25 protein-coding genes are annotated in these 26,723 nt (G+C 74.0%); 6 read left to right on the forward strand and 19 right to left on the reverse strand.

Annotated elements, in window-relative coordinates; all coding sequences use genetic code 11:
* The first annotated feature begins 5 nt into the window (after positions 1-5).
* Both AB0H75_RS03435 and AB0H75_RS03440 read left to right on the forward strand, forming a co-directional pair.
* Complete coding sequence (locus AB0H75_RS03435; protein WP_367789566.1) at positions 6-1,286, forward strand: Gfo/Idh/MocA family protein; 1,281 nt, start codon at positions 6-8, stop codon at positions 1,284-1,286.
* The gene (locus AB0H75_RS03440) at positions 1,276-2,343 is read left to right on the forward strand and encodes a hypothetical protein (protein WP_367789569.1); all 1,068 of its coding nucleotides are present in this window, start codon (positions 1,276-1,278) and stop codon (positions 2,341-2,343) included. Before AB0H75_RS03435 ends, AB0H75_RS03440 begins: the two co-directional genes overlap by 11 nt.
* 60 nt (positions 2,344-2,403) lie before the next feature.
* Here AB0H75_RS03440 and AB0H75_RS03445 read toward each other — a convergent pair whose 3' ends face one another.
* The 8 genes from AB0H75_RS03445 to AB0H75_RS03480 all read right to left on the reverse strand — a co-directional run bounded on the left by AB0H75_RS03445 (position 2,404) and on the right by AB0H75_RS03480 (position 11,179).
* On the reverse strand, positions 2,404-4,173 hold the full coding sequence (locus AB0H75_RS03445) for an ABC transporter substrate-binding protein (RefSeq protein ID WP_367789572.1): 1,770 nt from the start codon (positions 4,171-4,173) through the stop codon (positions 2,404-2,406).
* Positions 4,174-4,191: 18 nt separating this feature from the next.
* Complete coding sequence (locus AB0H75_RS03450; RefSeq protein ID WP_367789575.1) at positions 4,192-4,467, reverse strand: DUF2160 domain-containing protein; 276 nt, start codon at positions 4,465-4,467, stop codon at positions 4,192-4,194.
* 4 nt (positions 4,468-4,471) lie between these two features.
* A complete protein-coding gene (locus tag AB0H75_RS03455) occupies positions 4,472-5,281 on the reverse strand; it encodes a carbohydrate ABC transporter permease (protein ID WP_367789578.1) in 810 nt (269 codons plus the stop codon).
* 6 nt (positions 5,282-5,287) lie between these two features.
* Complete coding sequence (locus AB0H75_RS03460; protein WP_367789581.1) at positions 5,288-6,241, reverse strand: carbohydrate ABC transporter permease; 954 nt, start codon at positions 6,239-6,241, stop codon at positions 5,288-5,290.
* Entirely contained in the window at positions 6,238-7,464 is a 1,227-nt protein-coding gene (locus AB0H75_RS03465; RefSeq protein WP_367789585.1) for an ABC transporter ATP-binding protein, read from the reverse strand. Before AB0H75_RS03465 ends, AB0H75_RS03460 begins: the two co-directional genes overlap by 4 nt.
* Positions 7,457-8,548 carry an ABC transporter ATP-binding protein gene (locus tag AB0H75_RS03470; RefSeq protein WP_367789588.1) on the reverse strand — a complete coding sequence of 364 codons (1,092 nt, stop codon included), beginning with the start codon at positions 8,546-8,548 and terminating at the stop codon, positions 7,457-7,459. Before AB0H75_RS03470 ends, AB0H75_RS03465 begins: the two co-directional genes overlap by 8 nt.
* Before the next feature lie 191 nt (positions 8,549-8,739).
* Positions 8,740-10,296, reverse strand: coding sequence for an alpha/beta fold hydrolase (locus tag AB0H75_RS03475; RefSeq protein ID WP_367789591.1), 1,557 nt, complete (start codon positions 10,294-10,296; stop codon positions 8,740-8,742).
* Between the two features lie 94 nt (positions 10,297-10,390).
* Entirely contained in the window at positions 10,391-11,179 is a 789-nt protein-coding gene (locus AB0H75_RS03480; protein WP_367789594.1) for an SDR family NAD(P)-dependent oxidoreductase, read from the reverse strand.
* A gap of 122 nt (positions 11,180-11,301) precedes the next feature.
* Between AB0H75_RS03480 and AB0H75_RS03485 the strand changes: the two genes are divergently transcribed.
* Complete coding sequence (locus AB0H75_RS03485) at positions 11,302-12,912, forward strand: DUF4434 domain-containing protein (protein ID WP_367789597.1); 1,611 nt, start codon at positions 11,302-11,304, stop codon at positions 12,910-12,912.
* Here AB0H75_RS03485 and AB0H75_RS03490 read toward each other — a convergent pair whose 3' ends face one another.
* Positions 12,913-13,818, reverse strand: coding sequence for an arginase family protein (locus AB0H75_RS03490; RefSeq protein WP_367789601.1), 906 nt, complete (start codon positions 13,816-13,818; stop codon positions 12,913-12,915).
* 28 nt (positions 13,819-13,846) lie between these two features.
* Between AB0H75_RS03490 and AB0H75_RS03495 the strand changes: the two genes are divergently transcribed.
* The 3 genes from AB0H75_RS03495 (at position 13,847) to AB0H75_RS03505 (ending at position 16,221) form a co-directional block, all read left to right on the forward strand.
* Positions 13,847-14,434, forward strand: a complete 588-nt coding sequence (locus AB0H75_RS03495; protein ID WP_367789604.1) for a CGNR zinc finger domain-containing protein — start codon at positions 13,847-13,849, stop codon at positions 14,432-14,434.
* A gap of 90 nt (positions 14,435-14,524) precedes the next feature.
* A complete protein-coding gene (locus tag AB0H75_RS03500) occupies positions 14,525-14,821 on the forward strand; it encodes a hypothetical protein (RefSeq protein WP_367789606.1) in 297 nt (98 codons plus the stop codon).
* On the forward strand, positions 14,821-16,221 hold the full coding sequence (locus AB0H75_RS03505) for a DUF6745 domain-containing protein (protein ID WP_367789609.1): 1,401 nt from the start codon (positions 14,821-14,823) through the stop codon (positions 16,219-16,221). The genes AB0H75_RS03500 and AB0H75_RS03505 overlap by 1 nt, the downstream gene beginning before the upstream one ends.
* Positions 16,222-16,246: 25 nt before the next feature.
* Here AB0H75_RS03505 and AB0H75_RS03510 read toward each other — a convergent pair whose 3' ends face one another.
* The 10 genes from AB0H75_RS03510 to efeO all read right to left on the reverse strand — a co-directional run bounded on the left by AB0H75_RS03510 (position 16,247) and on the right by efeO (position 26,722).
* Positions 16,247-17,464 (reverse strand): hypothetical protein, encoded by a 1,218-nt coding sequence (locus AB0H75_RS03510; RefSeq protein ID WP_367789612.1) that lies wholly within the window; start codon positions 17,462-17,464, stop codon positions 16,247-16,249.
* The gene (locus AB0H75_RS03515; protein WP_367789614.1) at positions 17,461-17,985 is read right to left on the reverse strand and encodes a SigE family RNA polymerase sigma factor; all 525 of its coding nucleotides are present in this window, start codon (positions 17,983-17,985) and stop codon (positions 17,461-17,463) included. Before AB0H75_RS03515 ends, AB0H75_RS03510 begins: the two co-directional genes overlap by 4 nt.
* A gap of 94 nt (positions 17,986-18,079) precedes the next feature.
* Positions 18,080-18,916, reverse strand: a complete 837-nt coding sequence (locus AB0H75_RS03520) for an STM4011 family radical SAM protein (protein WP_367789617.1) — start codon at positions 18,914-18,916, stop codon at positions 18,080-18,082.
* Positions 18,910-20,331 carry an STM4012 family radical SAM protein gene (locus tag AB0H75_RS03525; protein WP_367789621.1) on the reverse strand — a complete coding sequence of 474 codons (1,422 nt, stop codon included), beginning with the start codon at positions 20,329-20,331 and terminating at the stop codon, positions 18,910-18,912. Before AB0H75_RS03525 ends, AB0H75_RS03520 begins: the two co-directional genes overlap by 7 nt.
* The gene (locus AB0H75_RS03530) at positions 20,318-21,103 is read right to left on the reverse strand and encodes an STM4013/SEN3800 family hydrolase (protein ID WP_367790476.1); all 786 of its coding nucleotides are present in this window, start codon (positions 21,101-21,103) and stop codon (positions 20,318-20,320) included. The genes AB0H75_RS03525 and AB0H75_RS03530 overlap by 14 nt, the downstream gene beginning before the upstream one ends.
* Before the next feature lie 74 nt (positions 21,104-21,177).
* Positions 21,178-22,299, reverse strand: a complete 1,122-nt coding sequence (locus AB0H75_RS03535; protein ID WP_367789624.1) for an STM4014 family protein — start codon at positions 22,297-22,299, stop codon at positions 21,178-21,180.
* Complete coding sequence (locus AB0H75_RS03540) at positions 22,296-23,270, reverse strand: STM4015 family protein (protein ID WP_367789626.1); 975 nt, start codon at positions 23,268-23,270, stop codon at positions 22,296-22,298. The genes AB0H75_RS03535 and AB0H75_RS03540 overlap by 4 nt, the downstream gene beginning before the upstream one ends.
* Positions 23,270-24,259: an STM4015 family protein gene (locus AB0H75_RS03545; RefSeq protein WP_367789628.1), complete on the reverse strand. Its 990-nt coding sequence runs from the start codon at positions 24,257-24,259 to the stop codon at positions 23,270-23,272. The genes AB0H75_RS03540 and AB0H75_RS03545 overlap by 1 nt, the downstream gene beginning before the upstream one ends.
* Positions 24,260-24,323: 64 nt before the next feature.
* Positions 24,324-25,592 (reverse strand): iron uptake transporter deferrochelatase/peroxidase subunit, encoded by a 1,269-nt coding sequence (efeB, locus tag AB0H75_RS03550; protein ID WP_367789631.1) that lies wholly within the window; start codon positions 25,590-25,592, stop codon positions 24,324-24,326.
* Positions 25,589-26,722: an iron uptake system protein EfeO gene (gene efeO / locus AB0H75_RS03555; RefSeq protein ID WP_367789634.1), complete on the reverse strand. Its 1,134-nt coding sequence runs from the start codon at positions 26,720-26,722 to the stop codon at positions 25,589-25,591. The genes efeB and efeO overlap by 4 nt, the downstream gene beginning before the upstream one ends.
* Position 26,723 lies beyond the last annotated feature (1 nt).

Raw genomic sequence — 26,723 nt, forward strand, 5'->3', positions numbered from 1 at the left:
GAGACATGAAGTACGCGTTCGTCGGGCTCGGGCACCGCGCGCAGATGTACGTCGACGCGCTGCTCGGGGAGTGGCGCGACGCCGGCACCATCGTCGCCCTGTGCGACACCAACCGGACCCGCATGGACTACTACGTCGAGCGGATCGGCCGGCAGGTGCCGTGCTTCGCACCCGAGGAGTTCGGCAAGGTGCTTGAGCTCGCCGACGCGGTCATCGTCACGACCGTCGACGCCACGCACGCCCGGTACGTGTGCGCGGCGCTCGACGCGGGCCGCGACGTCATCGTGGAGAAGCCGCTGACCGTGGACGCCGAGGGGTGCGCGGCCATCGCCGCCGCCGCCGAGCGCAGCAGCGGCAAGCTGATCGTCACCTTCAACTACCGGTACTCGCCGCGCAACTCGGCCGTGCGCCGGCTGCTCATGGAGGGCGCGATCGGCGAGGTGACCTCCGTACACTTCGAGTGGACGCTGGACACCATCCACGGCGCCGACTACTTCCGCCGCTGGCACCGGCACCGGGCCAGCTCCGGCGGGCTGCTCGTCCACAAGTCCACCCACCACTTCGACCTGGTCAACTGGTGGCTCGGCGCCGCGCCCGAGCTGGTCTTCGCCCAGACCGACCTGCGCTTCTACGGCGCCGCCAATGCCCGCGCGCGCGGCCTGGGCGAGCGCGCCGAGCGCGGGCAGGGCGCTCCGGGGCTGGGCACGGACCCGTTCATCCTGGACATCTCCGCCGATCCCCGGCTCAAGCGGCTCTACCTGGACGCCGAGCACGAGGACGGCTACATCCGGGACCAGGACGTCTTCGGCGAGGGCATCGACATCGACGACAACATGTCGGTGCTGGTGCGCTACGCCAACCGCGCGATGCTCACCTACTCGCTGCACGCCCACGCCCCGTGGGAGGGCTACCGGATCGCCTTCAACGGCACCGCCGGGCGGCTGGAGCTGGACGTCGTCGAGCGGGAGTGGACGCCCCCGCACGCGGCCGTCGACCCGAGCGCCGCGGCCAAGGAGCACGCCACCGGCTCGTCGGAGCGGCTGCTGCTGCGCCGGCACTGGCGCGAGCCGGAGGAGATCCCCATCGAGACCGGGGCCGGCGGGCACGGCGGCGGCGACCGGCTGCTGCTCAACGACGTCTTCCGCGGTCCGGACGACGACCCGCTGGGCCGCCAGGCCGGCTACCGCGACGGCATCCGCAGCGTCCTGACGGGCGTCGCCGCCACCATGTCGGCCGCCTCCGGCGCCCCCGTCCGCCTGGCGGACGACGGCACCCGTGTCGCCTGACCCCGCCGCCGAGGGGGCCGTGTTCGGGGAGCTGGCCGCGCTCGCCGGAGCGCGGCTCGGCACCTTCCCCGAGCCCGGTCCCCGGCTCAGGGAAGCCGCGCGGGACGCCATGGGCGTGCTCGACCTGCGGGCCGAGGACGTGCGGGTGGAGCGGGCGTGGACCGACGGCGACCTGGCGGGCGAGGAGCTGTCCTGGTCCGTCGGGTTCGGCCCGCGCACGCGGGCCTTCCTGCTGAAGCCGCGCGAGGCCACCGCCCCGCTGCCCGGCGTGGTGGCGCTGCACTGCCACGCCGGCATGAAGTGGGCGGGTAAGGAGAAGATCGCCGACGCCCCCGAGGGCCCGTCGCCCGAGGTGTCCAGGCTGCGCGCCGACCTCTACGGCGGCCGGGCCTTCGCCAACGCCCTGGCCCGGCGCGGCTTCGCCGTGCTCGCCCACGACGTGCTCGCCTGGGGCAGCCGCCGCTTCCCGCTGGACCCGGAGCCGGGCCCGGGCAGCGAGGCCGACCGCTACGACGCGGCCGCGCGGGCGCACGAGCACGTCGTGGCCAAGCACTGCGCCGTGCTCGGCACCTCGTTCGCCGGCGTGGTCGCCGCCGAGGACCTGGCCGCCGCGGCCTACCTGCGCTCCCGCCCCGACGTGGCCCGGGTGGGCTGTGCGGGCCTGTCGGGCGGCGGCCTGCGGGCCGGGCTGCTCGGCGCGTTCGACGAGCACGTGGCGGCCGTCGTGGTGGCCGCGATGATGACCTCCTACCGGGACCTGCTGGACGGGTACGTCGCCCGGCACACCTGGATGCTCTACCCGCCCGGCCTGCCCCGCCTCGGCGACTGGCCGGACCTGGTGGCCGCCCGCGCCCCCGCCCCGCTCATGGTCCAGTACGCCACCCGTGACGAGCTGTTCCCCGGGCCCGGCATGCGCCGCGCCCACGAGACGATCACCGCCCGCTACCGGGACGCCCCCGGCGCGTACGAGGCGGTCTTCGCCGACGTGCCGCACAGCTTCGACGTGCCCATGCAGGAGCGGGCCTTCGACTGGCTCGCGCGGCACCTGCGGGGCTGACGGACCAGCCGCCGCCCGGCCTGCCACGGGCGGCGGCGCCCGCCGTTCGTCACCCGCGGCTCAGTTGCCGGTCCTCCACTGCGCGATCAGCTTGTCGTAGTCGAGCGTGGCCGGCTTGCCCCGCTCGTCGGCCAGCTTCGGCACCGGCGCGCCCGGCTGGTCCAGCCAGTACTGGGCGGGCCGCTCCGGGTTGAGCTTGGGCGCGCAGGCGCCGCCGTAGCCGCGCCGCTCCAGCCGGGACAGGATCTCGTCCTGCTGCCTGGCCAGGTTGTCCATCGACTGCTGCGGCGTGGTCTCGCCGGTCACGGCGGTGGCCACGTTCTGCCACCAGAGCTGGGCCAGCTTCGGGTAGTCGGGGACGTTCGTCCCGGTGGGCGTCCACTGCTTGCGGGCGGGGGAGCGGTAGAACTCGATGAGGCCGCCGTACTTCTTGGCGTTCTCGTCGAAGTAGGCGCTCCTGATGTCGGAGTCCCTGATGAAGGTCAGGCCGGTGATCGACTTCTTCAGCGACACCGTCTTGGACGTGACGAACTGGGCGTACAGCCAGGCGGCCGCCCGCCGCTCCTTCGGCGTGCTCTTCAGCAGCGTCCACGAGCCCGCGTCCTGGTAACCGAGCTTGTGGCCCTCCTTCCAGTACGCGCCGTGCGGGCTGGGCGCCATCCGCCACCTCGGGGTGCCGTCGGCGTTGACGACCGGCAGGCCGGGCTTGGTCAGGTCGGCGGTGAACGCGGTGTACCAGAAGATCTGCTGGGCGATGTTGCCCTGCGCGGGGACCGGGCCGGCCTCGCTGAAGTTCATGCCGGCGGCCTCCTTCGGCGCGTACTTCTTGAGCCAGTCGATGTACTTGACCAGCGCGTACACGGAGGCGGGGCCGTTGGTGTCGCCGCCGCGGGTGACCGACGAGCCGGCCGGGCGGCAGCCCTCCACCCGGATGCCCCAGTCGTCCACGGGCAGGCCGTTGGGGATGCCGGGGTCGCCGTTGCCCGCCATCGACAGCCAGGCGTCGGTGAAGCGCCAGCCCAGCGACGGGTCCTTGCGGCCGTAGTCCATGTGGCCGTAGACCTTCTTGCCGTCGATGGTGCCGTTGCCGTTGACCTTGTTGGTGAAGAAGTCGGCGATGTCCTCGTAGGCCGCCCAGTTGACCGGGACGCCCAGGTCGTAGCCGTACAGGTCCTTGAACTGCTTCTTGATGCCGGGGTCGGTGAACCAGTCGTAGCGGAACCAGTAGAGGTTGGCGAACTGCTGGTCGGGGAGCTGGTAGACCTTCTTGTCCGGGCCGGTGGTGAAGCTGATGCCGATGAAGTCGTTCAGGCCCAGGGTGGGCGAGGTGACGTTCTTCCCCTCGCCGGCGATGTAGTCCGACAGCGGCAGGACGTAGTTCCCGCGCGCGTGGGTGCCGATGAGGTCGGAGTCGTTGACGTAGGCGTCGTAGATGTTCTGGTTGCCCTGGATCTGGGTCTGGAGCTTCTCGATGACGTCACCCTCCTGGATCAGATCGTGCTTGATCTTGATCCCGGTGATCTCGGTGAACGCCTTGGCCAGCTTCTGGGACTCGTACTCGTGGGTGGTGATCGTCTCCGACACCACGTTGATCTGCATCCCCCGGTACGGCGCCGCGGCCTTGATGAACCAGTCCAGCTCGGCGAGCTGCTGGTCCTTCGACAGCGTGCTCGGCGTGAACTCCTGCGTCACCCACCGCTGGGCCGCCGCCTTCCCGTCGGCCTCCCGGAAGTCGCTCGACGGCTGCCCCCCGCCCTGCGCGCAGCCGGCGGCCACGAGGACCAGCGCGGCTGAGCCGGCGAGCGCTGACCTCCTTGCCCGATGCGTCATGGCACCGCTCCTCTCCTGTCAGCCCCATATCCCGATCACGACCACCACCAGGACCGCGCAGCCGAGCGCGAGCCACATGGACAGGTCGGTGACGGCCATCCAGCCGACCAGCACGGCCGCGGCGCTGATCAGGCCGATGTACAGCCGGTCGCCGCGGTCGGTCTCGATGCGCAGGAACCCCCGCCGGGCCACGGGAGGCGACAGCCGGGCCCAGACCGCCATGACCACGAGCAGCAGGGCCAGCCCGGCGAAGGCCAGGGCCGTGGGGAGGGTCCACACCATCCACGCGAACATCCGGCTACACCCTCCCCAGCGCGAAGCCCTTGGCGATGTAGTTGCGCACGAACCAGATGACGACGGCGCCGGGCACGATCGTCAGCACGCCGGCGGCGGCCAGCAGCCCCCAGTCCACGCCGGCCGCGCTCACCGTCCGCGTCATGGTCGCGGCGATCGGCTTGGCGTCCACCGACGTGATGGTCCTGGCGATCAGCAGCTCGACCCAGCTGAACATGAAGCAGAAGAACAGCGTCACGCCGATCGCCGAGCGGATCAGCGGCAGGAAGATCCGGACGAAGAAGCGGGGCAGCGAGTAACCGTCGATGGCCGCGGTCTCGTCGATCTCGCGCGGGATGCCGGACATGAACCCCTCCAGGATCCACACCGCGAGCGGGACGTTGAACAACATGTGCGCGATCGCCACGCCGAGATGCGTGTCGAACAGGCCCACCGCCTGGTAGATCTGGAAGAACGGCAGCAGGAACACGGCGGGCGGCGCCATGCGGTTGGTCAGCAGCCAGAAGAACAGGTGCTTGTCGCCGGCGAAGCGGAAGCGCGAGAACGCGTACGCCGCGGGCAGCGCCACCACCAGCGACATCACGGCGTTCATCGAGGTGTAGACGATCGAGTTGAGGTAGCTGTCGTACCACGAGGGGTCGCTGAGGAAGGTCTGGTAGTTCGCGAACGTCACGCGCTGCGGGACCAGCGAGAAGCTGCCCAGGATGTCCTCGTTCGGGCGGATCGACATGCCGAACATCCACAACAGCGGCAGCATGAGCGTGGCCACGTAGAGCCAGAAGACCGTACGCGCCCAGGGCAGCCTCCGCACCATCAGGGCTCACCTTCCCGACCTGGTCAGCGCGGTGAAGAAGACGTAGCAGAGGATCTGCACGATCAGGAAGTAGATCAGCGAGAACGCCCCCGCCGGCCCCACGTCGAACTGCCCGACGGCGATCTTCGACAGCAGGATGCTGAGGAACGTCGTCGCGTTGCCGGGGCCGCCGCCCGTCACCACGAACGGCTCGGTGTAGATCATGAAGCTGTCCATGAAACGCAGCAGGATCGCGATCGTCAGCACCCCGCGCAGCCGCGGGAGCTGGATGTGGCGGAACGTGGCCCACGCCGAGGCCCCGTCGATCTGCGCGGCCTGGAAGTACGGCTGCGGGATCGAGCGCAGCCCGGCGTAGGCCAGCAGCGCCACCAGCGGCGTCCAGTGCCACACGTCCATGACGAGGATCGTGACCCAGGCGTCGGTGGAGTCGAGCGTGTAGTTGTAGCCGACGCCGAGCACGTTGTTGACCGTCCAGCCGCCGAGGCCGATGTCGGGGCGGGCGAAGATCTGCCAGATCGTGCCGACCACGTTCCACGGGATGAGCAGCGGCAGCGCCACCAGCACCAGCGCCACCGACACCCAGACGCCGCGGCGCGGCATCGCCACCGCGATCGCCACCCCGAGCGGGATCTCCAGCAGCAGCACCTGGGCGGAGAACAGCAGCGTGCGGACGAACGCCTCGCGGTTCTCCGGCCGCCGCACGGCCTCGTAGAACCAGTCCAGCCCGACGAACACCCGGTCGCTGGGGCTGAAGACGTCCTGCACGGAGAAGTTGACCACGGTCATCAGCGGGATGACCGCCGTGAACGCCACCGACACCACCACGGGCAGGACCAGCAGCCAGGCCCGGTTGGTCCGGCGGCGCGGGTCGGTGCGGGCCTCGCGCGGCTCGGCGGGCGGGGGCGTGACGACCTCGCCGCCGACCTGGCTGCCCGCGACGGTGCTCTGACCGGTCGTCACCGCGTCCCCCCGTCGTCCAGCGGCGCGAGCGAGCCGCACCGGACCTGGTCCCGGAACAGGAACGCGCGCCCGGCGGCGAAGTGCAGGAACGCCGCCGCGCCCGGCGGGTACGCCGCGCCCGCCTCGGCCCTGGCGGTCACCCGGTGCTCGCCGACCAGGGCGTGGACCAGGTCGTAGGCGCCCATGTGGTCGATCCCGGAGACCCGGGCCGGCACGCCGGGGGAGGCCGGCGCCCCGCCGATCCGCACGAACTCGGGCCGCACCCCGACCCGCACCGGCCCGGGCGCCAGCCCAGCCTCACCACCCGCCGGGCCGCTCGCCGGGCCATCTGCGCGGCCGTCCGCCGGGCCATCTGCGTGGCCGTCCGCCGGGCCGTCCAGGTGACCGCTCGCCGGGCCGTCCGCGCGGCCGTCCGGCCGGTCGTCCTTGCGGGCCGCGCCGGCGACGGCCCCGCCCACCCGGACCACGCCGTCGCTGATCTCGGCGGGCAGCACGTTCATGCCGGGCGAGCCGATGAAGTGCCCGACGAACTCGTGCGCGGGCGACAGGAACAGCTCGGCCGGCTCGCCGGCCTGCACGATGGCCCCCTCGTTGAGCACCACCACCTCGTCGGCGAACGTCAGCGCCTCGGTCTGGTCGTGGGTGACGTACACCAGTGTGTGGCCGGTGTCGCGGTGGATCTCCTTGAGCTTGCTGCGCAGCGTCCACTTCAGCGCCGGGTCCACCACGGTGAGCGGCTCGTCCAGCAGCACCGCCGCCACCCCCGGGCGCACCAGGCCGCGGCCCAGGCAGACGATCTGCTGGCGGCCGGGGTCGAGGCGGCGCGAGCGGCGGCCGAGCACCGGGTCGAGGCCGAGCAGCCGGGAGACCTCGCGGACCCGCCGGTCGACCTCCGCCTTCGGCAGTCGCCGGTTGCGCAGCGGGAAGGCCAGGTTGTCGTAGACGGACATCTCCTCGTACAGGACCGGGAACTGGAAGACCTGCGCGATGTCGCGGCCCGCCGTCGGCACGCCGGTGACGTCCCGGCCGTCGAACAGGACCCGGCCCTCGGTGGGCGTGAGCAGGCCCGAGACGATGTTGAGCAGCGTCGTCTTGCCGCAGCCGCTCGGGCCGAGCAGCGCGTAGGCCCGCCCGCTGCGCCACGTCCACGTGGTCGGCTTCAGCGCCCAGGTCCGGCCGCCGTCGTAGCTGTGCCCCACGCCCTCCAGCCGGATCTCAGCCATGCAGGTCGACCTCCGCCGCCCCGCTGGCCAGCAGCCGGCCGCCGGTCTCGTCGAAGACGAAGACGTGCGCGGGGTCCACGTACGCGCTCGCCCGCTCGCCCGGCGTGAACCGCCGGGTGCCCGGCAGGTGGGCGACCAGGTGGCGCTCGCCCCGCAGCAGCAGGTGCAGGAACGTGGCGCTGCCGGTCACCTCGGCCAGCCTGATCTCGGCGGGCAGCTCCAGCGCGTCCGGCCCGCGGGGGGCCAGCGTGACCTGGTGGGGGCGGATGCCGAGCAGCACGCCCTGCCCGGCCGCCCGCGCGCCGGGCGCGGGGAACGACGTGCCCAGGCACTCGATGCGGCCCTCGCGCACCACGCCGGGCAGCAGGTTGAGCGGCGGGTCGCTGAGCGTGGCGGCCACGGCGAGCGTGGGCGGGCGGGCGTACATGGCGGCGACGTCACCGGAGTCCAGCACCCGGCCCTCGCCCAGCACCACCGTGGGCGCGGCGAACGTCAGCGCCTCGGCGGGGTCGGCCGTCGAGTAGAGCACCACGCCGGGCGCGTCGGCGAACATGGCCTTGAGATCGGCGCGGAGCTGCTCGCGCAGCTTGAAGTCGAGGTTGGCGAGGGGCTCGTCGAGGAGCAGCACGTCCACGGGGCGGGCCAGCGCGCGGGCGATGGCGGTGCGCTGCTGCTGGCCGCCCGACAGCTCGGCGGGGCGGCGGCCGAGCAGGTCGGCCAGGCCCATGAGCCCGGCCACCTCCCGCACCCGCCGGTCGATCGCGGCGCCGCGGAAACGCGGGTCCAGGCGGAGCGGGGAGGCGATGTTCTCGTACACCGTGAGCGACGGGTAATTGATGAACTGCTGATAGACGAAAGCGATCGACCTTTTCCGGACGGAGATTCCGGTGACGTCCTCGCCGTTGACCGTGACCCGTCCGGAATCGGGCGGCTGCAACCCCGCCACGACCCGCATCAGGGTCGTCTTCCCCGAGCTCAGCGGCCCGATCAGGGTCGTCAGTCCATTCGAGAATTCCAGCCGGATGTCGTCGAGCCAGATTTCTCCGCGCCGGCGTACGGAGACGCGATCGATAATCAGCGTCACGGGTCCCCGGTCCTCTCTGCTCGCCTCCATCTAACATGATCTGAAAATGCGTGCAAGGGCGGCTTTAAAGGCGGGGAACGCGCCGAATGGCGAAGGCTATCGCGGCCGGGGCGTCATGGCTGATCCCGGCGCGGGGCGGACGCGCCGGCGCCCGCCGGCGATCGGTGACGACCGCCGGCGGGCGCGACCCGTCAGGAGGTGGCCGCCGGCAGCGGGACCCCTTCACACGTACGGACCCGCCGGCCGGTCTCGAAGTAGGCCACGATCTTGGCGATGCAGTCCGGCGTCCGCAGCGCGGAGCCGTGCACGTCGTCGTCCACGGTCACCACCGTCCCGCCGACCGCCGCGCGCATGTCCAGCGTCCACTGGTACGGCGACGGGGTCTCGTGCGGGTGGCCCGACAACATCAGCGACCCGCCGGAGCGGCGCAGCCGGGTCGGCTGGGGCGGCAGCGGCCAGCCCGCGCAGGGGGATACGAAGGCCGTGGCCTCGCCGGTCACCGGGTGCCGCGCCAGCCGCGCCTGGTAGTCCCGCCAGAACACCTCGAACGAGCGCGGCCCCGGGTCCTCGTTGCAGAAGTAGGCGTTCCTGGCGACCGCGTTGCCGCGCTCGGGCGCGCCGGCCGGGGGCGGCCCGTCCTCGCCGCCGCCCGCGAGCCGCTTGAGCGTGGGCGGGGCCTCGGGGCCGGTGGCGGTCACCAGCTCCTTGAGGACCTGCGCCACGTCCCGCCAGGCCGGGCTGGGCTGGCCCGCCGCCTCGGCGATGGCCCGGCCGTCCACGGTGAAGTCGATGTCGGTGAAGGTGACCGGGTCGGCGTCGTAGCGCTCGCGCAGCCGGGTCAGCGCCGCCACCACCTCGGCCGTGGTGTCGCCGAAGCCGTACGTGGCGTCCTGCTTCGCGACCCAGGCGGCGAAGCGCTGGAAGTCGCGGGCGGTGGCGTCGGCGCGCACGTCGGTGAAGACGTCCATCCTCGGCACCGTGATGGCCACGCTGTCCAGCCACATCCGCCGCACGCGCTCCGGGAACAGGTTGCGGTAGACGGCGCCGAACCAGGTGCCCCAGGACACCCCGAGGAAGCTGAGCGTGCGCTCGCCGAGCGCGGCGCGGACGCGGTCGAGGTCGCGGGCCGCGTTCGCGGCCGTGAGCTGGCCGATGAAGCCGGGGTCGGTGGCCGCGCACGCCTTGTTGGCCGCGACCACCTGGGCGTGAACGTTCCTGGCCTGCTCCTCGGTGACCGGGCCGGGCCGCGGGCGCTCCCGCTCGGGCGACGGGCACCCGACCTTGGTGCTGTAGCCGACGCCGCGCGGGTCGAGGCCGATGAGGTCGTGGCGCTGGTCCAGCTTCATGCCGCCCAGCACCAGCTCGATCGGCATCAGGTAGCCGCTGCCGCCGGGGCCGCCCGGGTTGACCGCCAGGCTGCCCAGGCGGTGGGCCTGGTCGGCGGCCTTCAGCCGGGTGAAGGCGACGGTGATCTGCTTGCCGCCGGGGTCGGCGTAGTCCTGCGGCACGGCCAGCGTGCCGCACTCGGTGCGGGCGTACAGGCGGCGGAAGTCCGGGAACCGCTCCTCGGGCACGCCGAGCGAGCGCAGCACGGCGTCGGAGTACGCGGGGCACTCCTGCCACTTCACGGCGGCCTGCCGCCCAGCGGTCTGGGCGGGCGCGGCGGTCTGGGCGGGCGCGGCGGCCCGGGCGGGCGCGGCGAGCGCGCCGAGCGCCAGGGTGCTTGCCAGTAAGGTCCTCAGGATCATGCCCCAAGGCTGGCCGCGCGGCCGCCGGCGGGCATCCCCCGCCAGTGGGGGACGGCCGCCTCCTTCAGGGGATCCTCCCCGCGCGGGGCAGGGCTCAGGGGAGGATGGCGTCCACGTAGCCGCCGTCCACCCGCAGCGCCCCGCCCGTGGTCGCCGAGGCGAGCGGCGAGCTGAGGTAGACCACCATGTTGGCGATCTCCTCGGGCTCGATCAGGCGCTGCAACAACGACTGCGGCCGGTGCACGCGCATGAACTCCCGCTGCGCCCGCTCCCACGGCAGCTCCCGGTCGACGAGCTGGTAGACGAACTCCTCCACGCCGCCGGTGTGCGTCGGCCCGGCGATCACGGAGTTGACCGTCACCCCGGTGCCCGCCGCGTCCTTCGCGAACCCGCGCGCCACGGCCAGCAGCGCCGTCTTCGTCATCCCGTAGTGGATCATCTCCGCCGGGACCGCCACCGCCGAGTCGCTGGCGATGTACTGGACCCGCCCCCAGCCGCGCTCCTTCATGCCCGGCAGGTAGGCCCGGGTCAGCCGCACCGCGGCCAGCACGTTGACCTCGAAGAAGCGCCGCCACTCGGCGTCGTCGATCTCCAGCGCCGGCCGCGCGCCGAAGATCCCGAGGTTGTTGACCAGGATGTCCACCTGCGGCAGCAGGCTCAGCACCCGCGCGCAGCCCTCCTCCGTGGACACGTCGCCGGGCGCCGCCACGAACTCGCCCCCCGGCGGGGTCATCCGCTCGATGGCCGCGGCCACCCCGCCCTCGCTCCTGCCGTTGATGCCGACCCGGGCGCCGGCCGCCGCCAGCCCCGCAGCGATGGCCGCCCCGATGCCCTGGGTCGAGCCGGTGACCAGCGCGGTCTTCCCGCTGAGATCGATGCGCACGTCGTCGTACCCCCCTGCCGTACTTCTGCCGCCATTCTCCGTGACCGGCCGGGGCCGCCGCACATCGGGGGTCGACTTCGGCGGCCGCTGGGCAGATGCACTACGTAGGCTGGAGCCCGGGCGTGGAAGGGGCGTGGGTGCAGCGGATCCTGTGGGCCGTGGCGGCGGTCGCCGTCGTCGTGGGGCTCGCCGCCGTGGTCGTGGGGATCGTCGTGCCGGCCGTGTCGGAAGGGCCCTCGCGGTCGCCGGAGGAGTGCCAGCCCCGCGACACGCGGGTGACGGCCCCGTACGCGGTCACCGGCTACTGGGTCATGCCCCGGGCGGACGCCTGCGTGACCCGGCGCATGGTCGAGGCCGTCCACCAGATCGGCGGCGACACGCTGGTCACGTTCGGGCCGCGGTTCGCCGCCGGGGAGGCCGACCCCGGCTTCGCCGCCTGCGTCGTGGACGGGCGGCCGTGCGCCGAGGTGCCGGGCAAGCGGGTCCGGCACGTCTACACGTACACGACCAGCGAGGAGTTCGGGCCCGGCCTGCTGCGCTGCCAGGGGCTGGACCGGCGGGTCGAGGCCGGCGGCCGGGTCTTCTACCGGGTGTCGCTGGCCGGGTCGTGCGCGGACCCGGTCCAGGACCTGGTGCTGATCTCCACGGACGGCGACGGGCTCGGCAACCTGATGGCGGAGGCGGCGGCGTACGGGATGAAGGTCTTCCCCGGCCTGCCCGCCGCGCCGCAGGAGCCCGGCAAGACGTGGGAGCCGGACCACGACCACACGGCCGCGCTCACCGCGTTCACCGGGCGGGTGCTGGCCGACTACCGGGCGCGCTACGGCGGGTCGGCGGCGTTCGCGGGGGTCTACCAGTCGTTCGAGCTGGCCATGCGCGACCGCGCGCCGAAGGACCCGATCATCGCGCTGTACGCCGCCCAGCACGCGATCGTCGCCGCCACGCTGCCCGGCCGGACCATCCTGGTCAGCCCGTACATCGACGCGCGGCGGGGCCGCGGCTTCCTGCCCGAGCAGACCGAGGCCGGGCTCGCCGACCTGGCCGGCACCCGCGCGGGCGCCCCGATGGCCGTGGCCGTGCAGGACGGGCGGGGCACCGGCAAGGTGCCCGTGCACGGCCCGCACGAGCGGGACGCCAAGGTCGAGCCGCGCCTGGTCCCCGTCGTCGGGGACGTCACCAACGCGCAGGCGTACTACGGGGCCACCCGCGACTACATCGAGGCGGCGGCGCGGCGGGTGCCGCCCGGGGTGGAGCTGTGGGTGAACATCGAGGGCTTCGAGCCCACGCCCGCCGACGGCGAGTGCGGGCGGGTGGATCCGCTGCCGCTGCGCGGGCGCACCACGAAGAGCCGCCTGGACCGGCAGGTGATGGCCGCAGGGACGCACGCCCGCAAGATCATCTCGTACGGGTGGGACCCCTTCTTCACCTGTCAGGCCGATTACGGCACGCCCTCGCTGGCCGACGACATCGCGGGCGGCTGGCAGGAGCCCATCGTGGTCAGCGCCGTCAGGAAGGACCTGAACGGCCGGGCCGGCGTCCTCGTCGAGGGCTACAACCTGCGGGGCGGCTCGCTGCGCTTCGAGCCGGAGGGGGTCACCGTCGGGCAGGGCTGGTACGGGCGTGGGCGCCTGGAGTCGGCGTGGGCGCCGTACGTGCCGACGGCGCCGTGGACCGCGATCACGGCCACGAACGCGGCCGGCGCCACCAGCACCACTCCCTACGTCATGCCGTGATCAGCCGCTGGCGAGCGCGTCCACCAGGATGCCGGCGAGCAGGGCCGCCTGGCGGCCGTCCTCGTCCAGGTCGGGGTCGAGGATCGTGACCTCCAGCCCGGCGGCCCCCGGCAGCGCCAGCAGGCCGCGCAGGAGCGTGGTGAGCTGGGCCGCGTCCAGGCCGCCCGGGGTGGGGGAGTCCACGGCCGGCAGGATCGACGGGTCGAGGACGTCGGCGTCCACGTGGATCCAGAAGCCGTCCAGCTCGTCGCGGGACAGGACCTTCCCGGCCGCGTCGAGACCGCGGCCGGGGTCGGCGGCGAGCTCGTCGCCGGGGACGTACGCGAGCCCGGTGCCCACCAGATCCGGCAGGTCCTCCTCGTCGCGGACGCCGAGCAGGATCACGTCCTCGTCCCTGACGTAGGGGCGCAGGCCGTCGATGTCGGTGAGATAGTCGTCGCCGCGGCCGGTGACCAGCGCCACGTCCTCGCCCGCCGCCGAGCCGACGTGCGGGGAGTTGCCCAGGTGGCGGAAGTCGGAGTGCGCGTCCAGGTACGCCAGCCCGTACCGGCCGCTCCGGCGCAGGGCCAGCGCCGGGCCCAGCACGATCGAGCAGTCGCCGCCCAGCAGGACCGGGAACCCGCCCTCCGCCCGGATCCTCGCCACGCGGTCGGCCAGCCGGCGGGCGTATGCGGCGATGGCGGGGCCGTTGCGCACGCCGTCGCCCGGCTGCCAGGTGGCCACGTACCGGGGCGGGACGAGCGCGCCCGCGTCCGCCGCGCCGAGCCGCCGCACGAGACCGGTGTCACGCAACGCCCAGGGTGCCTTGTAGCAGCCGGGGGAGACGTCGGGGGCCGGCGGGCGCAAACCGAGGTTGGATGGGGCATCCAGGACGACCAGCCGTCTGTCAGTGGTTATTATGCTCATAGTCCTGACGCTAGCAAGGGGAGACCGAATGCGCCAGTTCGCGGAGACGGGACTCGTGGCCATCGACCTGGCCAACACCTGGGACGAGTACCTGGACGACCCGGAACGCCTCCCGGACGTGCCCGCACTACGGCGCTTCTGCCACGAACTGGGCGAACCAGCGGCAGAGGCCACCGGCCCGGGCGCGCCGCCCCCCGACGTCCGGGGGCCGGACCCCGCAGGGCTGGACGCCGCCGATCTTGACGCGGTCCGGCGGGTGCGGGGGCGGCTGCGGGAGGTGCTGGCGGGCGAGACCCCCGAGCGCCGCAGCCAGGCCCTGGCCCGATGGGCGGCCGAACTGGCGATCCACGCCGTCGTGGAGACCGTGGACGGCCTCCCGCGCCTGCGGCTCACCGCCCGCCGGGACGCCCCGCCGGCCGAACGCCTCGCCGTCCGCGCCGTCACCGACCTCCTCGACCTGGCCGCCTCCGGCGACTGGGACCGCCTGCGCCGCTGCGCCGCCCACCCCTGCCAGGACGCCTTCGTGGACCGCAGCCGGCCGGGCCGCCGCCAGTTCTGCTCCACCCGCTGCGCCAACCGCGCCCACGCCGCCGCTTCCCGCGCCCGCCACCGCTGACCCGGCTCCCCCTCGCCGTCGTCGGGCGCCCGGAATTGTCGGTGGTGATCTGTAGCTTGCGATCATCCCCCCGACGACGGAGGTTGGTCGATGTACCGACAGGGCGACATCCTGATCGTGCCCGTGCCCGAGGAGGCCGCGCCGCGCACGGCACGTCCCGAGCCGAGAGACGCGCGCGGGCGGCTGGTGCTGGCGTACGGCGAGGCGACCGGGCACTGCCACGCCATTCCGGGCCCCGGCACGCTCGCCGGCGGCTTCCTGCACCTGCCGGAGGGCGGCAGGCTCGTGCACGAGGAGCACGCCGCGATCTCGTTGCCCAAGGGCTGGTACCGGGTGGTCCGGCAGCGCGAGTACGTGCCCGGGTCCTACCGGGTGGTGGCCGACTGATGGAGACGCTGACGTGGGAGCGGGCCGCCGTGGCCACCGGCGCGGGGGCCGGGGCCGGGGCCGAGGAGGGGGTGCGGGAGGCGTACCGGGAGGCGGGGCTCGCCGAGCCGCGGCACGTGGTCGTGCTGCCCTCACCCGCCGCCGGAGCCCTTGCGGCCGCCTGGCTGAGCGGTGACGACCAGCGGCGGGCGGCGCTGGAGCAGGCCGCGGCCGAGGAGCGGCGGCCGGCGGCGGGCGCCGGAGGCGGGACGGCGGGCGCCGGGGACGGGACGGCGGGTGCTGGAAGCGAGACGGCGGGCGCCGGGGACGGGACGGCGGGTGCTGGAAGCGAGACGGTGGGCGCCGGAGGCTGGGCGGCGGGTGCCGGGGACGGGACGGCGGGTGCCGGAGGTGGGCGGGCGGCCGTCTTCGAGGTCCTGCGCGGGCTCGGGGAGCCCGGCCGGGTGGTGCGGGAGGCGGTGCGGACCGCACCCTGGGAGCGGGCGCGGCGGGCCGCGTACGCGGAGCTCGGCCCGGCGGGGTGGGCGGCGCTCTGGGACGAGACCGGCGGGCGGCTGTGGCCGCAGGCCGACCGGCTCATCACGGCCATCCGGCGGGGGCTGGCCGAGCTGGGCGGGGAAGAGCTGCGGCGCGTGACGCTGGACGCGGTGCTGGGGCAGCACGACGCGCCCTGGCTCGCCGCCTTCGACAAGCTCGACGGCCACGAGCGGGACGGCGGCCACGAGGGGGACGGCGGGCGCGAGCGGGACGGCGGGCTCGGCGGCCACGACGGGAACGGCGGGCGCGAGCGGAACGGCGGGCTCGGCGGCCACGACAGGGACGGCGGGCGCGAGCGGGGCGGCGGGCTCGGCGAGGGCGGTGGGCTCAAGGGGCTCAGGCGGGTGGCCGGGTGTGCCGGGTGGTGGTGGCCGTACGAGCGGGTGGCGGTCGTCACCGAGCGGCCCGTCGAGCTGCACCTCGACGACCTCGGGCGGCTGCACCGGGCGGACGGGCCCGCCCTGGCCTACGCCGACGGGTTCGCGTTGCACGCCTGGCACGGCATGCCGGTGCCCGCCGGTTTCGGCGCGTCCATGCGGGAGCTCACCCCGGAGCGCATCCGCGCCGAGGAGAACGCCGAGCTGCGCCGGGCCATGCTGGAGCACTTCGGCCTCGACCGCTACCTGGCCGAGTCCGGCGCCCGGCCGCTGCAACGGGACGAGACGGGCGTGTTGTGGCGCATCGAGCTGCCCGACGACGAGCCGATCACCATGGTGGAGGTGGTCAACTCCACGCCCGAGCCCGACGGCACCCGCCGCACCTACTTCCTGCGGGTGCCGCCGTGGATCCAGCGCGCCAGGCAGGGCGTCGCCTGGACGTTCGGCGTCGAGGAGAAGGACTACCACCCCGAGCGCGAGACCTGACCCGGCGGCCCGGGCGGCCGCCTCGTCAGAGCGTTCCCGGGAAGCCGGGCAGCACCAGGTAGAAGGAGTCCTGGGCCGTGTACGTGGCGAGCCTGCGGGTCTCGCCCGTACGGACGTTCAGGGCGTAGGCCGTGAAGGGGACGTAAGGCGGGTCCAGCCGTTCCCCCTCCTCGGCGGGGCCGTCCTGCTTGCCGGAGTCGGTCCTGCACCGGAAGGGTGAGGTGAGCAGCGTGATCTCGTCGGTGCCGACCCAGCTCCGCAGGTAGGCGTGGTGGTCCGTCAGCGACACGCCCCGGATGGCGACCCTCCGCAGAGTCCGGCCGGTCTCCAGGTCGAGGTGCACGAGATCGCCGCCGCTCCTGGTGCATCCGGTGCCCGGGACGGAGGCGACCTCCAGCGCGGCCACGCTCCTCCCGTCCGGGCCCAGGCCGCCGGCCAGGTAGTGCCCGCTCACGTCCACGGCCTTGCCGTTGCCCGCCGTGGACGTCCGCCACAGGTGGGTCATCACCTGCAACCGGGTCTTGGGGGCGTACTCGGCCAGGGTGATCGTCCCGCCGTCGGGGGAGAGGCCGATGGGGTTCCAGCCGTTCGGCAGCGGGCGGGCCATGCGCTCGCGCAGGTCGAACAGCATGGCCGGGTCCTTCAGCCGGGGTGCCTTGGTGAAGGCCAGGAAGCGGCCGTCGTCCGAGAGCAGCAGGTGGGCGAAGCTGCCCAGCCAGGCCCGGGGCACCCGGGTGGGGGCCGCCTTCACGGCGCCGGTGGCGAGGTCGCGCACCACGAACGTCCCCGCCGCCGCCTTGTAGTAGGCCACCTTGCGGCCGTCCCGGCTGATCGCGAGCGGGCTGTTCCGCAGGCCGGTCGGGGAGCTGCGCAGGGCGTCCGCCAGCCGGTACGTCCTGCCGCCCCGCGTCACCACCCGCCAGCCGCCGTGGACGCAGCCACGCGGCGCCGCGCCCCGCTCCGGCCGGCAGTACGTCAGGTAGGCGTGGCTCAGCGGCCCCACGCCGCGCGCCGGCAGGTCGCTCACCTCGCCGCCGGACGGGCGGCCCGCCGCGTCCGGCTCGCCGGGCAGCAGCCGTACGGCGGCCGTCGCGGCGAGCGCGATCGCGACGACGGCGGCCGCCGCCACCAGCGAGACGGCCCGGCGGCGGCGCCGCTCGCGGATCCTGATCGTCCGCTCGGCCAGGTCCGCCCGGGGCGCCTCGTCGGCCAGCTCGTCCAGTACGTCCCGCAGCCAGATCATGGCTTCGTCCCCTTCAGCTCTTCCAACGCGGCGAACCTGGGCGCCAGCTCCGGCGCCAGGGCGCGTAACCGGGCCAGGGCGTTGTGGGCCTGGCTCTTGACCGTGCCGAGCGAGCAGCCCAGCAGTCTGGCGGTCTCGTGCTCGGTCAGGTCCTCGTAGTAGCGCAGCACGATCACCGCCCGCTGCCTGGGCGGGAGCTGCGCGAGTGCCCGCCGCACGGCGAGCCGGACGAGCGTGGACTCCTCGCTGGAGTAGGACCGCTCCGGCGGCTCGGCGCTCGGCACCTCGGCCCGCATCGGGCGGCGCCGCCACGAGATGTACTGGTTGACCAGCGCCTTGCGGGCGTACGCCTGCGGGCTGGCGACGTGCGCCAGCTTGGGCCAGCGGCCGAGCACCTTGAGCAGGACGCTCTGCAACAGGTCCTCGGCGAGGTGGGCGTCTCCCGTGAGCAGGTACGCCGTCCGCATCAGCGACTGCTGATGGGCGGCGACGAACTCGCGGAAGCTGTCATTGCGGTCCAAGACGACTCCTCTCGCCCGTACCGACGCGGGGGAGAGGGCGAAAGGTTGGGCGGCCGGACGCGCGACCGGAGGGACAGGGGCCGGGCGGAGGCGGTCAGAGGGGCCAGGTCGCGGGGACGCGTTCGAGGACGCCGCCGGCGAAGAGGTCGTAGAGGGCGAGCGGCTCCAGGTGGACGTAGCCGATGTGGCAGTCGCAGGCCGCCGCCGGGCAGGGGCGGGGGCGCAGCGCCGGGCGGTAGGTGCCGTCGTAGAGGTTGCCCAGCACCTCCGGGACGAAGTGGCAGCGGCGCACGGTGCCGTCGCCGCTCACCGAGATCACGTCCTGCCCGGTCCGGCACGGCAGCCCGGCGCTCGGGTGCGCGAAGCGGCTGTAGTGGAAGTGCGGGTCGATCCGCGACCATTCGGCCGCCTCGGCGTCGGTGTAGAGGCGGCCCTCCTCGGCGTTCACCCACAGGTACGTCGAGGCGGGCAGGTCCGCCCGTAGCCGCCGCGCGTGCGGCAGGTGCGCGGGATCGCCCACGATGCCCACGCTGTGCCGCACCGGCAACGAGCGCACCTTGGCCAGGAACCGCTCGTACGGCACCTGCGTCGGGTGGTACGTCACCCACAGCGCCGCCCGCTCCGGCGACGCCTCGGCGAGCCAGCCGGTGCGGCAGCTCAGGTTGGTCTGGATGGCGACCCGGGTGACGTTCGGCAGCCACGACAGCTCGACCAGGGCCCGCCGGTACCAGGACCGCACCAGCCCCTCGCCCCACGGTGTGAACAGCACCGACACCTGGAAGGGCTGGCCGGCCACCCACGCCGCGAACCGCTCCAGCGCCGCCCGGTCGGCCCGCAGCTGCTCGGGCGTGTCGCGCCGCTTGGCGAACGGGCAGTAGGCGCAGTCGTAGTCGCAGCTCGCCAGCGGGCCGCGGTAGAGGATCGTCAGCACGGCGCGTACTCGTCCATGAGGCGCCTGACGCGCGGGGAGAACAGGGCGGGGCCGATCGCGTCGGAGTACGCCAGCCCTTCCGGCGTGAGCCGGACCGTCTCGTCGTCCACGACCAGCCGGCCCGCCAACGGCCACGCCGGCGGGGGCCCGGCGGGCGGGGATCCGGCGGCAGGCACCGGCCCGGCCGATGGGGGCCCGGCGGATGGGGGCCCGGCCGACGAGAGCCCGGCGGATGGGGGCTCGGCGGATGGGGGATCGGCCGATGAGAGCCCGGCCAGCAGCGGGAAGTCCGCCAGCACGTCGGTGCCGAACCGCTCGCGGTAGAGCGCCCGCGACAGCCCCTCGGCCTGCAACAGCGACTGGAGCAGGTGCCGCCGCCTGCGCTCGCCGGGCGTGAGCGCGAAGCCCACGTTCGCCACGCCGAAGTCCGCCCCGCGCACGTAGCCGTCGATGATCGAGCGGACGTGCCGCGCCTCCACCGCGTACTCGAAGGAGTAGTGCAGCGTGCTCGTGTAGGAGCGCGCGCCGCACCCCAGGCCCACCATGCCGTCGGCCTGGCAGTCGTACTCGGTGGCCGAGGCGGTGCCGGGCAGGCGGAACATGCGCATGGAGACCTGCTCGTAGCCGGCCGCCGCCAGCCGGTCGCGGCCCGCCCGGTACAGCTCCAGCCGCTGGTCGTCCCAGGCGCGGCCCCGCTTGCCGAGCCCGGTCAGCGGGCGGACGTAGAGCGGGTAGAGGTAGAGCTCCTCCGGCCGCCAGGCCAGCGCCGCTTCGAGGGAGTGGAGCCAGGAGTCCACCGTCTGGCCGTCGATGCCGTAGATGAGGTCGATGTTGAGCACCGGCACCCCGGACGCGCGGATCGTGTCGAGCGCGGCCTCCACCTCGGCGCGCCTCTGGGGGCGGACGGCCGCGCGGGCCTCGGCGTCGATGAAGCTCTGCACGCCGATGGAGACGCGCGTGGTGCCGCGCTCGGCGAGCACGGCCAGGCGGTCGGGGGTCGCGGTGGCGGGGGAGGTCTCCACCGACAGCGGGATCGCCGCCAGGTCGGCCCCCATCGCCCGCTCGGTCAGGTCGAACAGCCGGGCCAGCTCGCCCGCGGCGAGGTAGGTCGGCGTGCCGCCGCCGAACGCCGCCGTGGTGAAGGCGGCTTCCTCCAGCGCGTCCCGCACCCGCACCGCCTGGCGCTCCAGCGTGTCGAGGTAGGCGGCGACCAGTTCCTCCGGCGCGCCGGTGCGGGTGAACAGGTTGCAGAAGCCGCAGCGCATCTCGCAGAACGGGATGTGCACGTAGAGCGCGCCGGGCCGCTCCCCGGCCCAGACCTCCTTGAGCGGCGGCCGGGGGTCGAGCGGCCGGTAGGCGGTCTTGTGCGGGTAGGCGTAGACGTAGCCCTGGTAGGGGCTCTCATGCGGCGGCATGATCCTCCAGTACGAACTCGGCGTACGGGACCGTCCAGACCACCTCGTGGCCGACGCGGTGCCCGACGTGCCCGCCCTCCCCGTACGCCGTGCCGTGGTCGGAGCAGACGATGACCAGGCACGGGCGGCGCATGAGCGCGTAGAGCCGCCCGATGTGCCGGTCGACGTACCGCAGGGCCGCGGCGTGGCTCTCCCGTGTGTCGCCGGTGGCGCCCGGCAGGTAGAAGTGGTTGGGCTGGTGCAGCGCCGAGACGTTGACGAACAGGAACACCCGCCCGCGCGCCCGCGCCAGCACCTCCGCGGCCCGGTCGATCTGGTGCTCCAGCGAGCGGGGGTCGGTCACGCCGAACTCCGGCTCCCAGTGGCTCTCCGCGAACAGCCCCGGCAGCGCCGACCCGAGCGGCGTCAGCTTGTTGAAGAACCCGACGCCGCCGACGCACACCGTGTGGTAGCCGGCCCGGGCCAGCCCCGCGGGCAGGTCGGGCGCGTCGAACACCCACGTGCCGGGGGAGGTGGTCTCGCTGCCCGGGAACGTGGCCGCGAACAGCCGCGGATGCGGCCCCGGCGCCACCGGCGTGGGCAGGAAGCCGGCGAACATGGCGGCGTGCGCGGCGTAGGTGAAGCTGCCGGGGCTGTGCCGCCGCTCCCAGGTCACGCCGGGCGGCAGCAGGCCGGGCAGCAGCCCGGCCCCAGCCAGCTCGGCGGCCACGTCGTAGCGCAACGTGTCGAGGGTGACGAGCAGGATGTCGTGGGTGCCCACGACGGCGTTCATGTCCAGGCCGCCGATGCCGCTCGCGCCGCTCGCGGGGCTCGTGCCGTTCGCGGGGCTCGTGCCGCTCGTGCCGCTCATGCCGCGGCTCCCGCCAGGACGGCGTGGACCTGCTCGGCGTAGGTGTCGCGCCCGTGCCCCGACAGATCCCCCAGACCGGGCAGCAGGTCGCCGAACGCGTTGACCTCCGCCACGGCCACCGACCGCCAGTCGGCGCCGACCATCACGTCCACCCCGGTCGCCAGGCTCGCGGGGAAGCACGCCGCCGCCCGCGCGCACACCTCCAGCACCCGCTCCCACAGCTCCGCCCGCGACCGGACCACCCCGAGGTCGCCGCGCCGCCCGCCGAGGTGCAGGTTGGTCATCGGGACGCGGCTGGTGCGCACCACGGCGTGCGTCGGCCGCCCGGCCACGGTCACCACCCGCAGGTCGAACGTGCTCCCGCCGTAGGACGCCTTCGGGAACCAGCGCTCCACGTGCAGCCCGTCGCCGGCCAGCACGTCCACGACCCGCCGCACCTCCTCCCACGAGGTGTACGTCCGGACCCGCAGCGAGTTGAACAGCCCGCCCTCCGGCCCCCAGGCCGCCGAGGTCACGGCCATGACCTGGTCGCCGCGCGCCTGCAACGCGATCACCCCGGACGCCGACGACCCGTGCGCGGGCTTGACGAACACCCGCGTCCATCCCTCGCGCGCCATGCCCTCCCGCAGCTCGCCGTAGGAGGAGGCGGCGAAGCCTGGCGGCACCGGCACCCCGGCGTCGCGCAGCAGGGCGTGGCAGCGCCGCTTGTCGAACATGACGGCGATCTCGCCCGCGTCGCCCAGCAGCCGCACGCCGGGCAGCGCCGCCACCCGCGCCAGCCCGGCGGTGAACGCGGCGTACCAGCGCGCGCCGCCGCCCACCCGCGCCGGATCGCCGGGGCCGCGCAGCAGCGCGTCGGTCTCGGCGTCCTCGCCGGGCGAGTCGACGCGCAGCAACGCCCCTTCGGGCACGCGCAGCTCCCGGCCGGCCAGCACGTCACGCCACGGCAGCACGGACGGCTCCGCCAGCCCGGCGGCGACGGCCGCGTCGCGGAACATCGTCACCCGCCGATCCCCGGGCACCCCCACCACGGCCAGCCGCACCACCGCCCCCGCACCGTCGGCCGCCATCGGCCCCGCGCCACCGGCCGCCCCGGCGCCACCGGCCGGGACCGTCACTCGCTCACCTCCACGAACCGCCATGAGCGCTCCCGGTCCTCGGGCTCGGACAGCACGACCTCCACCCCCGGCAGGGCCTCGCGGACGCGCCGCATCATCTCCCTCGACATGTAGTGGTGCCGGAGGTCGAGCCGCCGCAGGTGGGTGAGCGGCTGCCCGCTGAGCAGCGCCTCCGCGCCCTCGTCACCGAGCGAGCCCATCGACAGGCTCAACGTCTCCAGCCGCGCCACGACCGGGGCCACGGCCAGGGCGGCCGCCACGTCGTCCTGGAAGCCGCCGTTCTGCAACCGCAGGTGGCGCAGGGCGGGCAGCCGCTCGCCGCTCATGATCCCCGCCAGGTCGCCCACCCCGGCGTCACCGCCGTAGTCGGGGACGCCGAACCACAGCTCCAGCAGCTCCAGCGCGGGCAGGTCGCTGCCGGCCACCGCGCGGACGAAGCCGCCGCCCAGCCCGCCCGCCTCGGCGCGCAGCATGCGCAGCGCCCCGTGCCGGAAGGGCCGCAGCTCCAGCCCGGAGCCGCCGCGCACCTCGAAGCGCTCCAGCCCCGGCAACGCCTCCAGCAGCGGCGTCACGTCGCACTGCTGGATCCACGAGATCTCGGACTCCTCGGGCGAGATCGCGCCCAGGAAGATCGCGCGCAGCGCGGGCAGCCGGCCGGCCTCCCGGGCCAGGCGGGCGACGATCGCCGAGGAGTCGACCTCGTAGCAGTCTTCCCACTGCCCGACGACCAGCGCCCTGGCCCGCTCGGCGTCGACGTGCTCGAAGAACCAGTCGAGGGCTTCGGCGATGTTGGCGGCGCCGTCGTCGTCCCACTCGTGGCCGGACAGCCGCCAGGCGGCCGCCCCCGCCTCGGGCCGCGGACCCTCGTCGTCCTCCGGCCAGGGCGCGTCGGCGACCGGCAGGCCGGCGTACGACTCCCGGTAGGTCTCGTAGTGGCTGGGCTGCTCGGCCGGGTCGATCAGGATCTCCATCACTCGCTCACCGCCACGTAGTGCCACTCCTCGCCGTCGTCCTCGTCCGGCTGCTCCTGGTCGGACAGGTCCACCTCCACGCCGGGCAGGGCCTCGGCGACCCGCCGCATCATCTCGTCGGAGAGGTAGTGGTGGTGCAGGTCGAGCCGGCGCAGGTGGGTGAGCGGCTGGCCGGTGAGCAGCGCCGCCGCGCCCTCGTCGGTGAGGACGCCCATGGACAGCGCCAGCGACTCCAGCCGGGCCACGACCGGCGCGAACGCCACGGCGGCCGCGAGCTCGTCCTGGAGCTCGCTGTCCTGCAACCCGAGGTGGCGCAGGGCGGGCAGGCGCTCGCCGCGCAGGATCGGGCCGAGGTCGGCCACGGTCGTGGTGCCGCCGTAGTCGGGGACGCCGAGCCACAGCTCCAGGTGCTCAAGCGCGGGCAGGTCGGCGGCGGCCACGGCCCTGGTCACCTCGCCGGGGAGCCCGCCGGTCTCGACGCGCAGCATGCGCAGCGCCTCGTGCCGGAAGGGCCGCAGCTCCAGCCCGGAGCCGCCGCGCACCTCGAAGCGCTCCAGCTTCGGGTAGGCCTCCAGCAGCGGCGTCACGTCGCACTGCTGGATCCATGAGATCTCGGCCCGGTCGCTGCTGATCGCGCCGAGGAACAGCGCGCGCAGCGCGGGCAGCCGGCCGGCCTCCCGCACCAGGCGCTCGACGATGGGGGCGGAGGACGCCTGGTAGCACTCCTCCCACTCGCCGATGACGATCGCGGTGACCCGCCCGGCGTCGGCCCGCTCGAAGAACGCGTCGAAGGCGTCGGAGACGCGGCCGAAGGAGCCGTCGCCCCAGTCGCTCGCGCAGATCCGCCAGGCGACCGCGCCGGCGTCTGCGGGCGGATCTGCGGGCGGATCGGCGGGCGGGGACTCAAGCACGTGGACCACCGGCAGGCCGGCGTAGCTCTCGCCGTACTGGTGCTGGTAGCCGTAGGAGGAGTCGTACTCGATCTTCATCGGGGGAAGTCCTCGGTCGGGGGGCTGACGGGTCCTGTCCTATCAGAACCGGCCGACACTTCCGTCACTCGAACAGCGCGCGTCCCCAATAGTCACCGGCGTCCCGCACCCCCGGCGGGCAGGCGAACAGCCCGCTGGAGACGTGCTTGATGTACTCGTTGAGGCGATCGTTCTTGGCCAGACTCATCTGTACCGGGACGAACTGCTTGCGCGGGTCGCGCTGGTAGGCGATGAAGAACAGCCCGGCGTCCAGCCGGCCGAGCCCGTCGGAGCCGTCCACGAAGTTGTAGCCCCTGCGCAGCAGGTGCGCGCCGCCGTGCGCGCTGGGGTGGGCCAGCCGGATGTGGGCGTTGTCCGGGACGTACGGTTGCCCGTCCGGCCGCCGGGCGGCGAGGTCCAGCGGGTCGAACTCGCGCCTGCCGCCCAGCGGCGCGCCCTCGCCCTTGTCCCGGCCGAAGATCTGCTCCTGCTCGGCCAGCGACGTGCGGTCCCAGGTCTCGATCGTCATGCGGATCTTCCTGGTGACCAGGTAGGTGCCGCCCGCCATCCACGCCGGGCCGTCGCCGGGGGCCGCCCACAGTTGCTCGCGCAGCAGGTCGGCGTCCTCCAGCTTCAGGTTGTTGGTGCCGTCCTTGAAGCCCATGAGGTTGCGCGGGGTGGCCTGGGCGCGGGAGGTGGAGGAGGTCCGGCCGAAGCCGAGCTGCGACCAGCGTACCGAGACCCGGCCGAAGCCGATCCTGGCCAGGTTGCGGATGGCGTGCACCGCGACCTGGGGGTCGTGCGCGCACGCCTGCACGCAGAGGTCCCCGCCGGAGATCTCCGGGATGAGCTGCTCGCCGGGGAACTTCGGCAGGTCGGCGAGGGCGGCGGGCCGCTTGCCCGCCAGCCCGAACCGGTCGTCGAACAGCGACGGCCCGAACCCGACGGTCAGCGTCAGCCCCGAGGCGGGCAGCCCCAGCGCCTCGCCGGTGTCGTCGGGCGCGGCCTCCGGGGCGCCGCCCACCGCGCCGAACGTGCCCGCGTCCTTGCCCTGCGTCAGCCGGGCCGCCGCGGCCGTCCACTCCTGCAACAGCTCGGCCAGCTCGGCGCGCCGGTCGGTGGTGACGTCGAAGGCGACGAAGTGCAGGCGGTCCTGGGCGGGCGTGACGATGCCCGCCTGGTGCTCGCCGTAGAAGGGGTAGGGGTCGGAGGTCGAGGAGGCGTGCGCGACGGGCGGATCGTCCAGCAGCGAGCCGCCGGCCACCGCGCCCGCCCCGACCGCCGCCGCGCCGGCCGCGCCCAGCCCGAACAGGCTCCTCCTGCTCAGCCGGCCCGCCGGCCCGCCCCGCGTCACTTCGCCACCACCGGGGCTATCCTGCTGATCGGCTCGCCCAGCGCGTTGATCGCGTCCGACAGGGTCTTGAGCTGGGCCTTCGACAGCTCGTTGTGCAACTGCCAGCCGTCGCCCTTCCGGTGCGCCTCCAGCGCCGCCTCGGCCGCGGCGAACTTCTCGTCCAGCGTCTTGACCAGGTCGGGGGCCCGCTCCTCCAGCACCGGGCGGAGCGACTGCACGGCGGCCTTGGAGCCTTCGAGGTTGGCGGCGAAGTCCCACAGGTCGGTGTGCGACCAGATGTCCTCCTCGCCGGTGATCTTCCCGGTGGCCACCTCGTCGAGCAGCTCCTTGGCGCCGTTGGCCAGGTTGAGCGGGGTGAGCTCGGCGGCGTTGGCCTTGGCGACGATGGTCTTGACGTCGGCGATCAGCTTGTCGGCGATCGGGCCGGAGTCGCCGACGTCCTTGCGGATCCACAGGTCCTTCTCGATCCGGTGGTAACCGGTCCACTTCTCGCCGTCGGCCAGGTCCGCCTCGCGGGCGTCGATCGCCGGGTCCAGGTCGCCGAAGATCTCCGCGACCGGCTCGATGCGCTCCCAGTACGTCCGCGCCACCGGGTACAGCGCCTTGGCCTCGTCGATCTTCCCGGCCTTGACGGCGTCCACGAACTCCTGCGTCTTGACCAGCAGCGTGTCGCTCTGCGTCTTGACGTAGCGCTTGTAGCTGGCGACGGCCTCGGCGAGCCGCGCGTCCGTGGTGAGCGCCTTGTGCTCGCCGGTGACCTTGAGCGGGTTGCGGATGCCCTTGCCCACCATGCCGGGCTTGCACGCGGTCTCGTACGTGCCCGCCGGCAGCTCGGCGATGAGCTCCCTGGTCAGGCCGGGCACGATGTTCTCGACCTCGGCCATGATCCGGTCACCGGCCGCGAGCACGTAGAACTCGGTCACCTTGCTGCCGCCGTTGGTGACGGTGAACGTCGTGGTGCCCGCGGGGACCTCCGTGACCGGCACCTTGCACTCGGTGTCGCTCGCGGCCACGGCGATCTTCCCCGGCCCGCCGGACGCGGACGGGGCGGCTCCCCCGGAGGTGGAGCCGCAGGCGGTCAGTCCCGCCAGGGCGAGCACGCCGGCGGACAGGCGGAGGACGGTACGCATG

Source organism: Nonomuraea sp. NPDC050783, assembly GCF_040802095.1.
Lineage (GTDB): Bacteria > Actinomycetota > Actinomycetes > Streptosporangiales > Streptosporangiaceae > Nonomuraea.

Bases quoted from the DNA above. Each gene is read 5' to 3' on its own strand.
- AB0H75_RS03530 (WP_367790476.1), bottom strand. From the start codon at position 21,103: ATGAACGCCGTCGTGGGCACCCACGACATCCTGCTCGTCACCCTCGAC.
- AB0H75_RS03500 (WP_367789606.1), top strand. From the start codon at position 14,525: ATGTACCGACAGGGCGACATCCTGATCGTGCCCGTGCCCGAGGAGGCC.
- AB0H75_RS03490 (WP_367789601.1), bottom strand. From the start codon at position 13,818: ATGAGCATAATAACCACTGACAGACGGCTGGTCGTCCTGGATGCCCCA.
- AB0H75_RS03450 (WP_367789575.1), bottom strand. From the start codon at position 4,467: ATGTTCGCGTGGATGGTGTGGACCCTCCCCACGGCCCTGGCCTTCGCC.
- AB0H75_RS03505 (WP_367789609.1), top strand. From the start codon at position 14,821: ATGGAGACGCTGACGTGGGAGCGGGCCGCCGTGGCCACCGGCGCGGGG.
- AB0H75_RS03540 (WP_367789626.1), bottom strand. From the start codon at position 23,270: ATGGAGATCCTGATCGACCCGGCCGAGCAGCCCAGCCACTACGAGACC.
- AB0H75_RS03525 (WP_367789621.1), bottom strand. From the start codon at position 20,331: ATGCCGCCGCATGAGAGCCCCTACCAGGGCTACGTCTACGCCTACCCG.
- AB0H75_RS03445 (WP_367789572.1), bottom strand. From the start codon at position 4,173: ATGACGCATCGGGCAAGGAGGTCAGCGCTCGCCGGCTCAGCCGCGCTG.
- efeO (WP_367789634.1), bottom strand. From the start codon at position 26,722: ATGCGTACCGTCCTCCGCCTGTCCGCCGGCGTGCTCGCCCTGGCGGGA.
- AB0H75_RS03465 (WP_367789585.1), bottom strand. From the start codon at position 7,464: ATGGCTGAGATCCGGCTGGAGGGCGTGGGGCACAGCTACGACGGCGGC.
- AB0H75_RS03455 (WP_367789578.1), bottom strand. From the start codon at position 5,281: ATGGTGCGGAGGCTGCCCTGGGCGCGTACGGTCTTCTGGCTCTACGTG.
- AB0H75_RS03545 (WP_367789628.1), bottom strand. From the start codon at position 24,259: ATGAAGATCGAGTACGACTCCTCCTACGGCTACCAGCACCAGTACGGC.
- AB0H75_RS03510 (WP_367789612.1), bottom strand. From the start codon at position 17,464: ATGATCTGGCTGCGGGACGTACTGGACGAGCTGGCCGACGAGGCGCCC.
- AB0H75_RS03475 (WP_367789591.1), bottom strand. From the start codon at position 10,296: ATGATCCTGAGGACCTTACTGGCAAGCACCCTGGCGCTCGGCGCGCTC.
- AB0H75_RS03495 (WP_367789604.1), top strand. From the start codon at position 13,847: ATGCGCCAGTTCGCGGAGACGGGACTCGTGGCCATCGACCTGGCCAAC.
- AB0H75_RS03435 (WP_367789566.1), top strand. From the start codon at position 6: ATGAAGTACGCGTTCGTCGGGCTCGGGCACCGCGCGCAGATGTACGTC.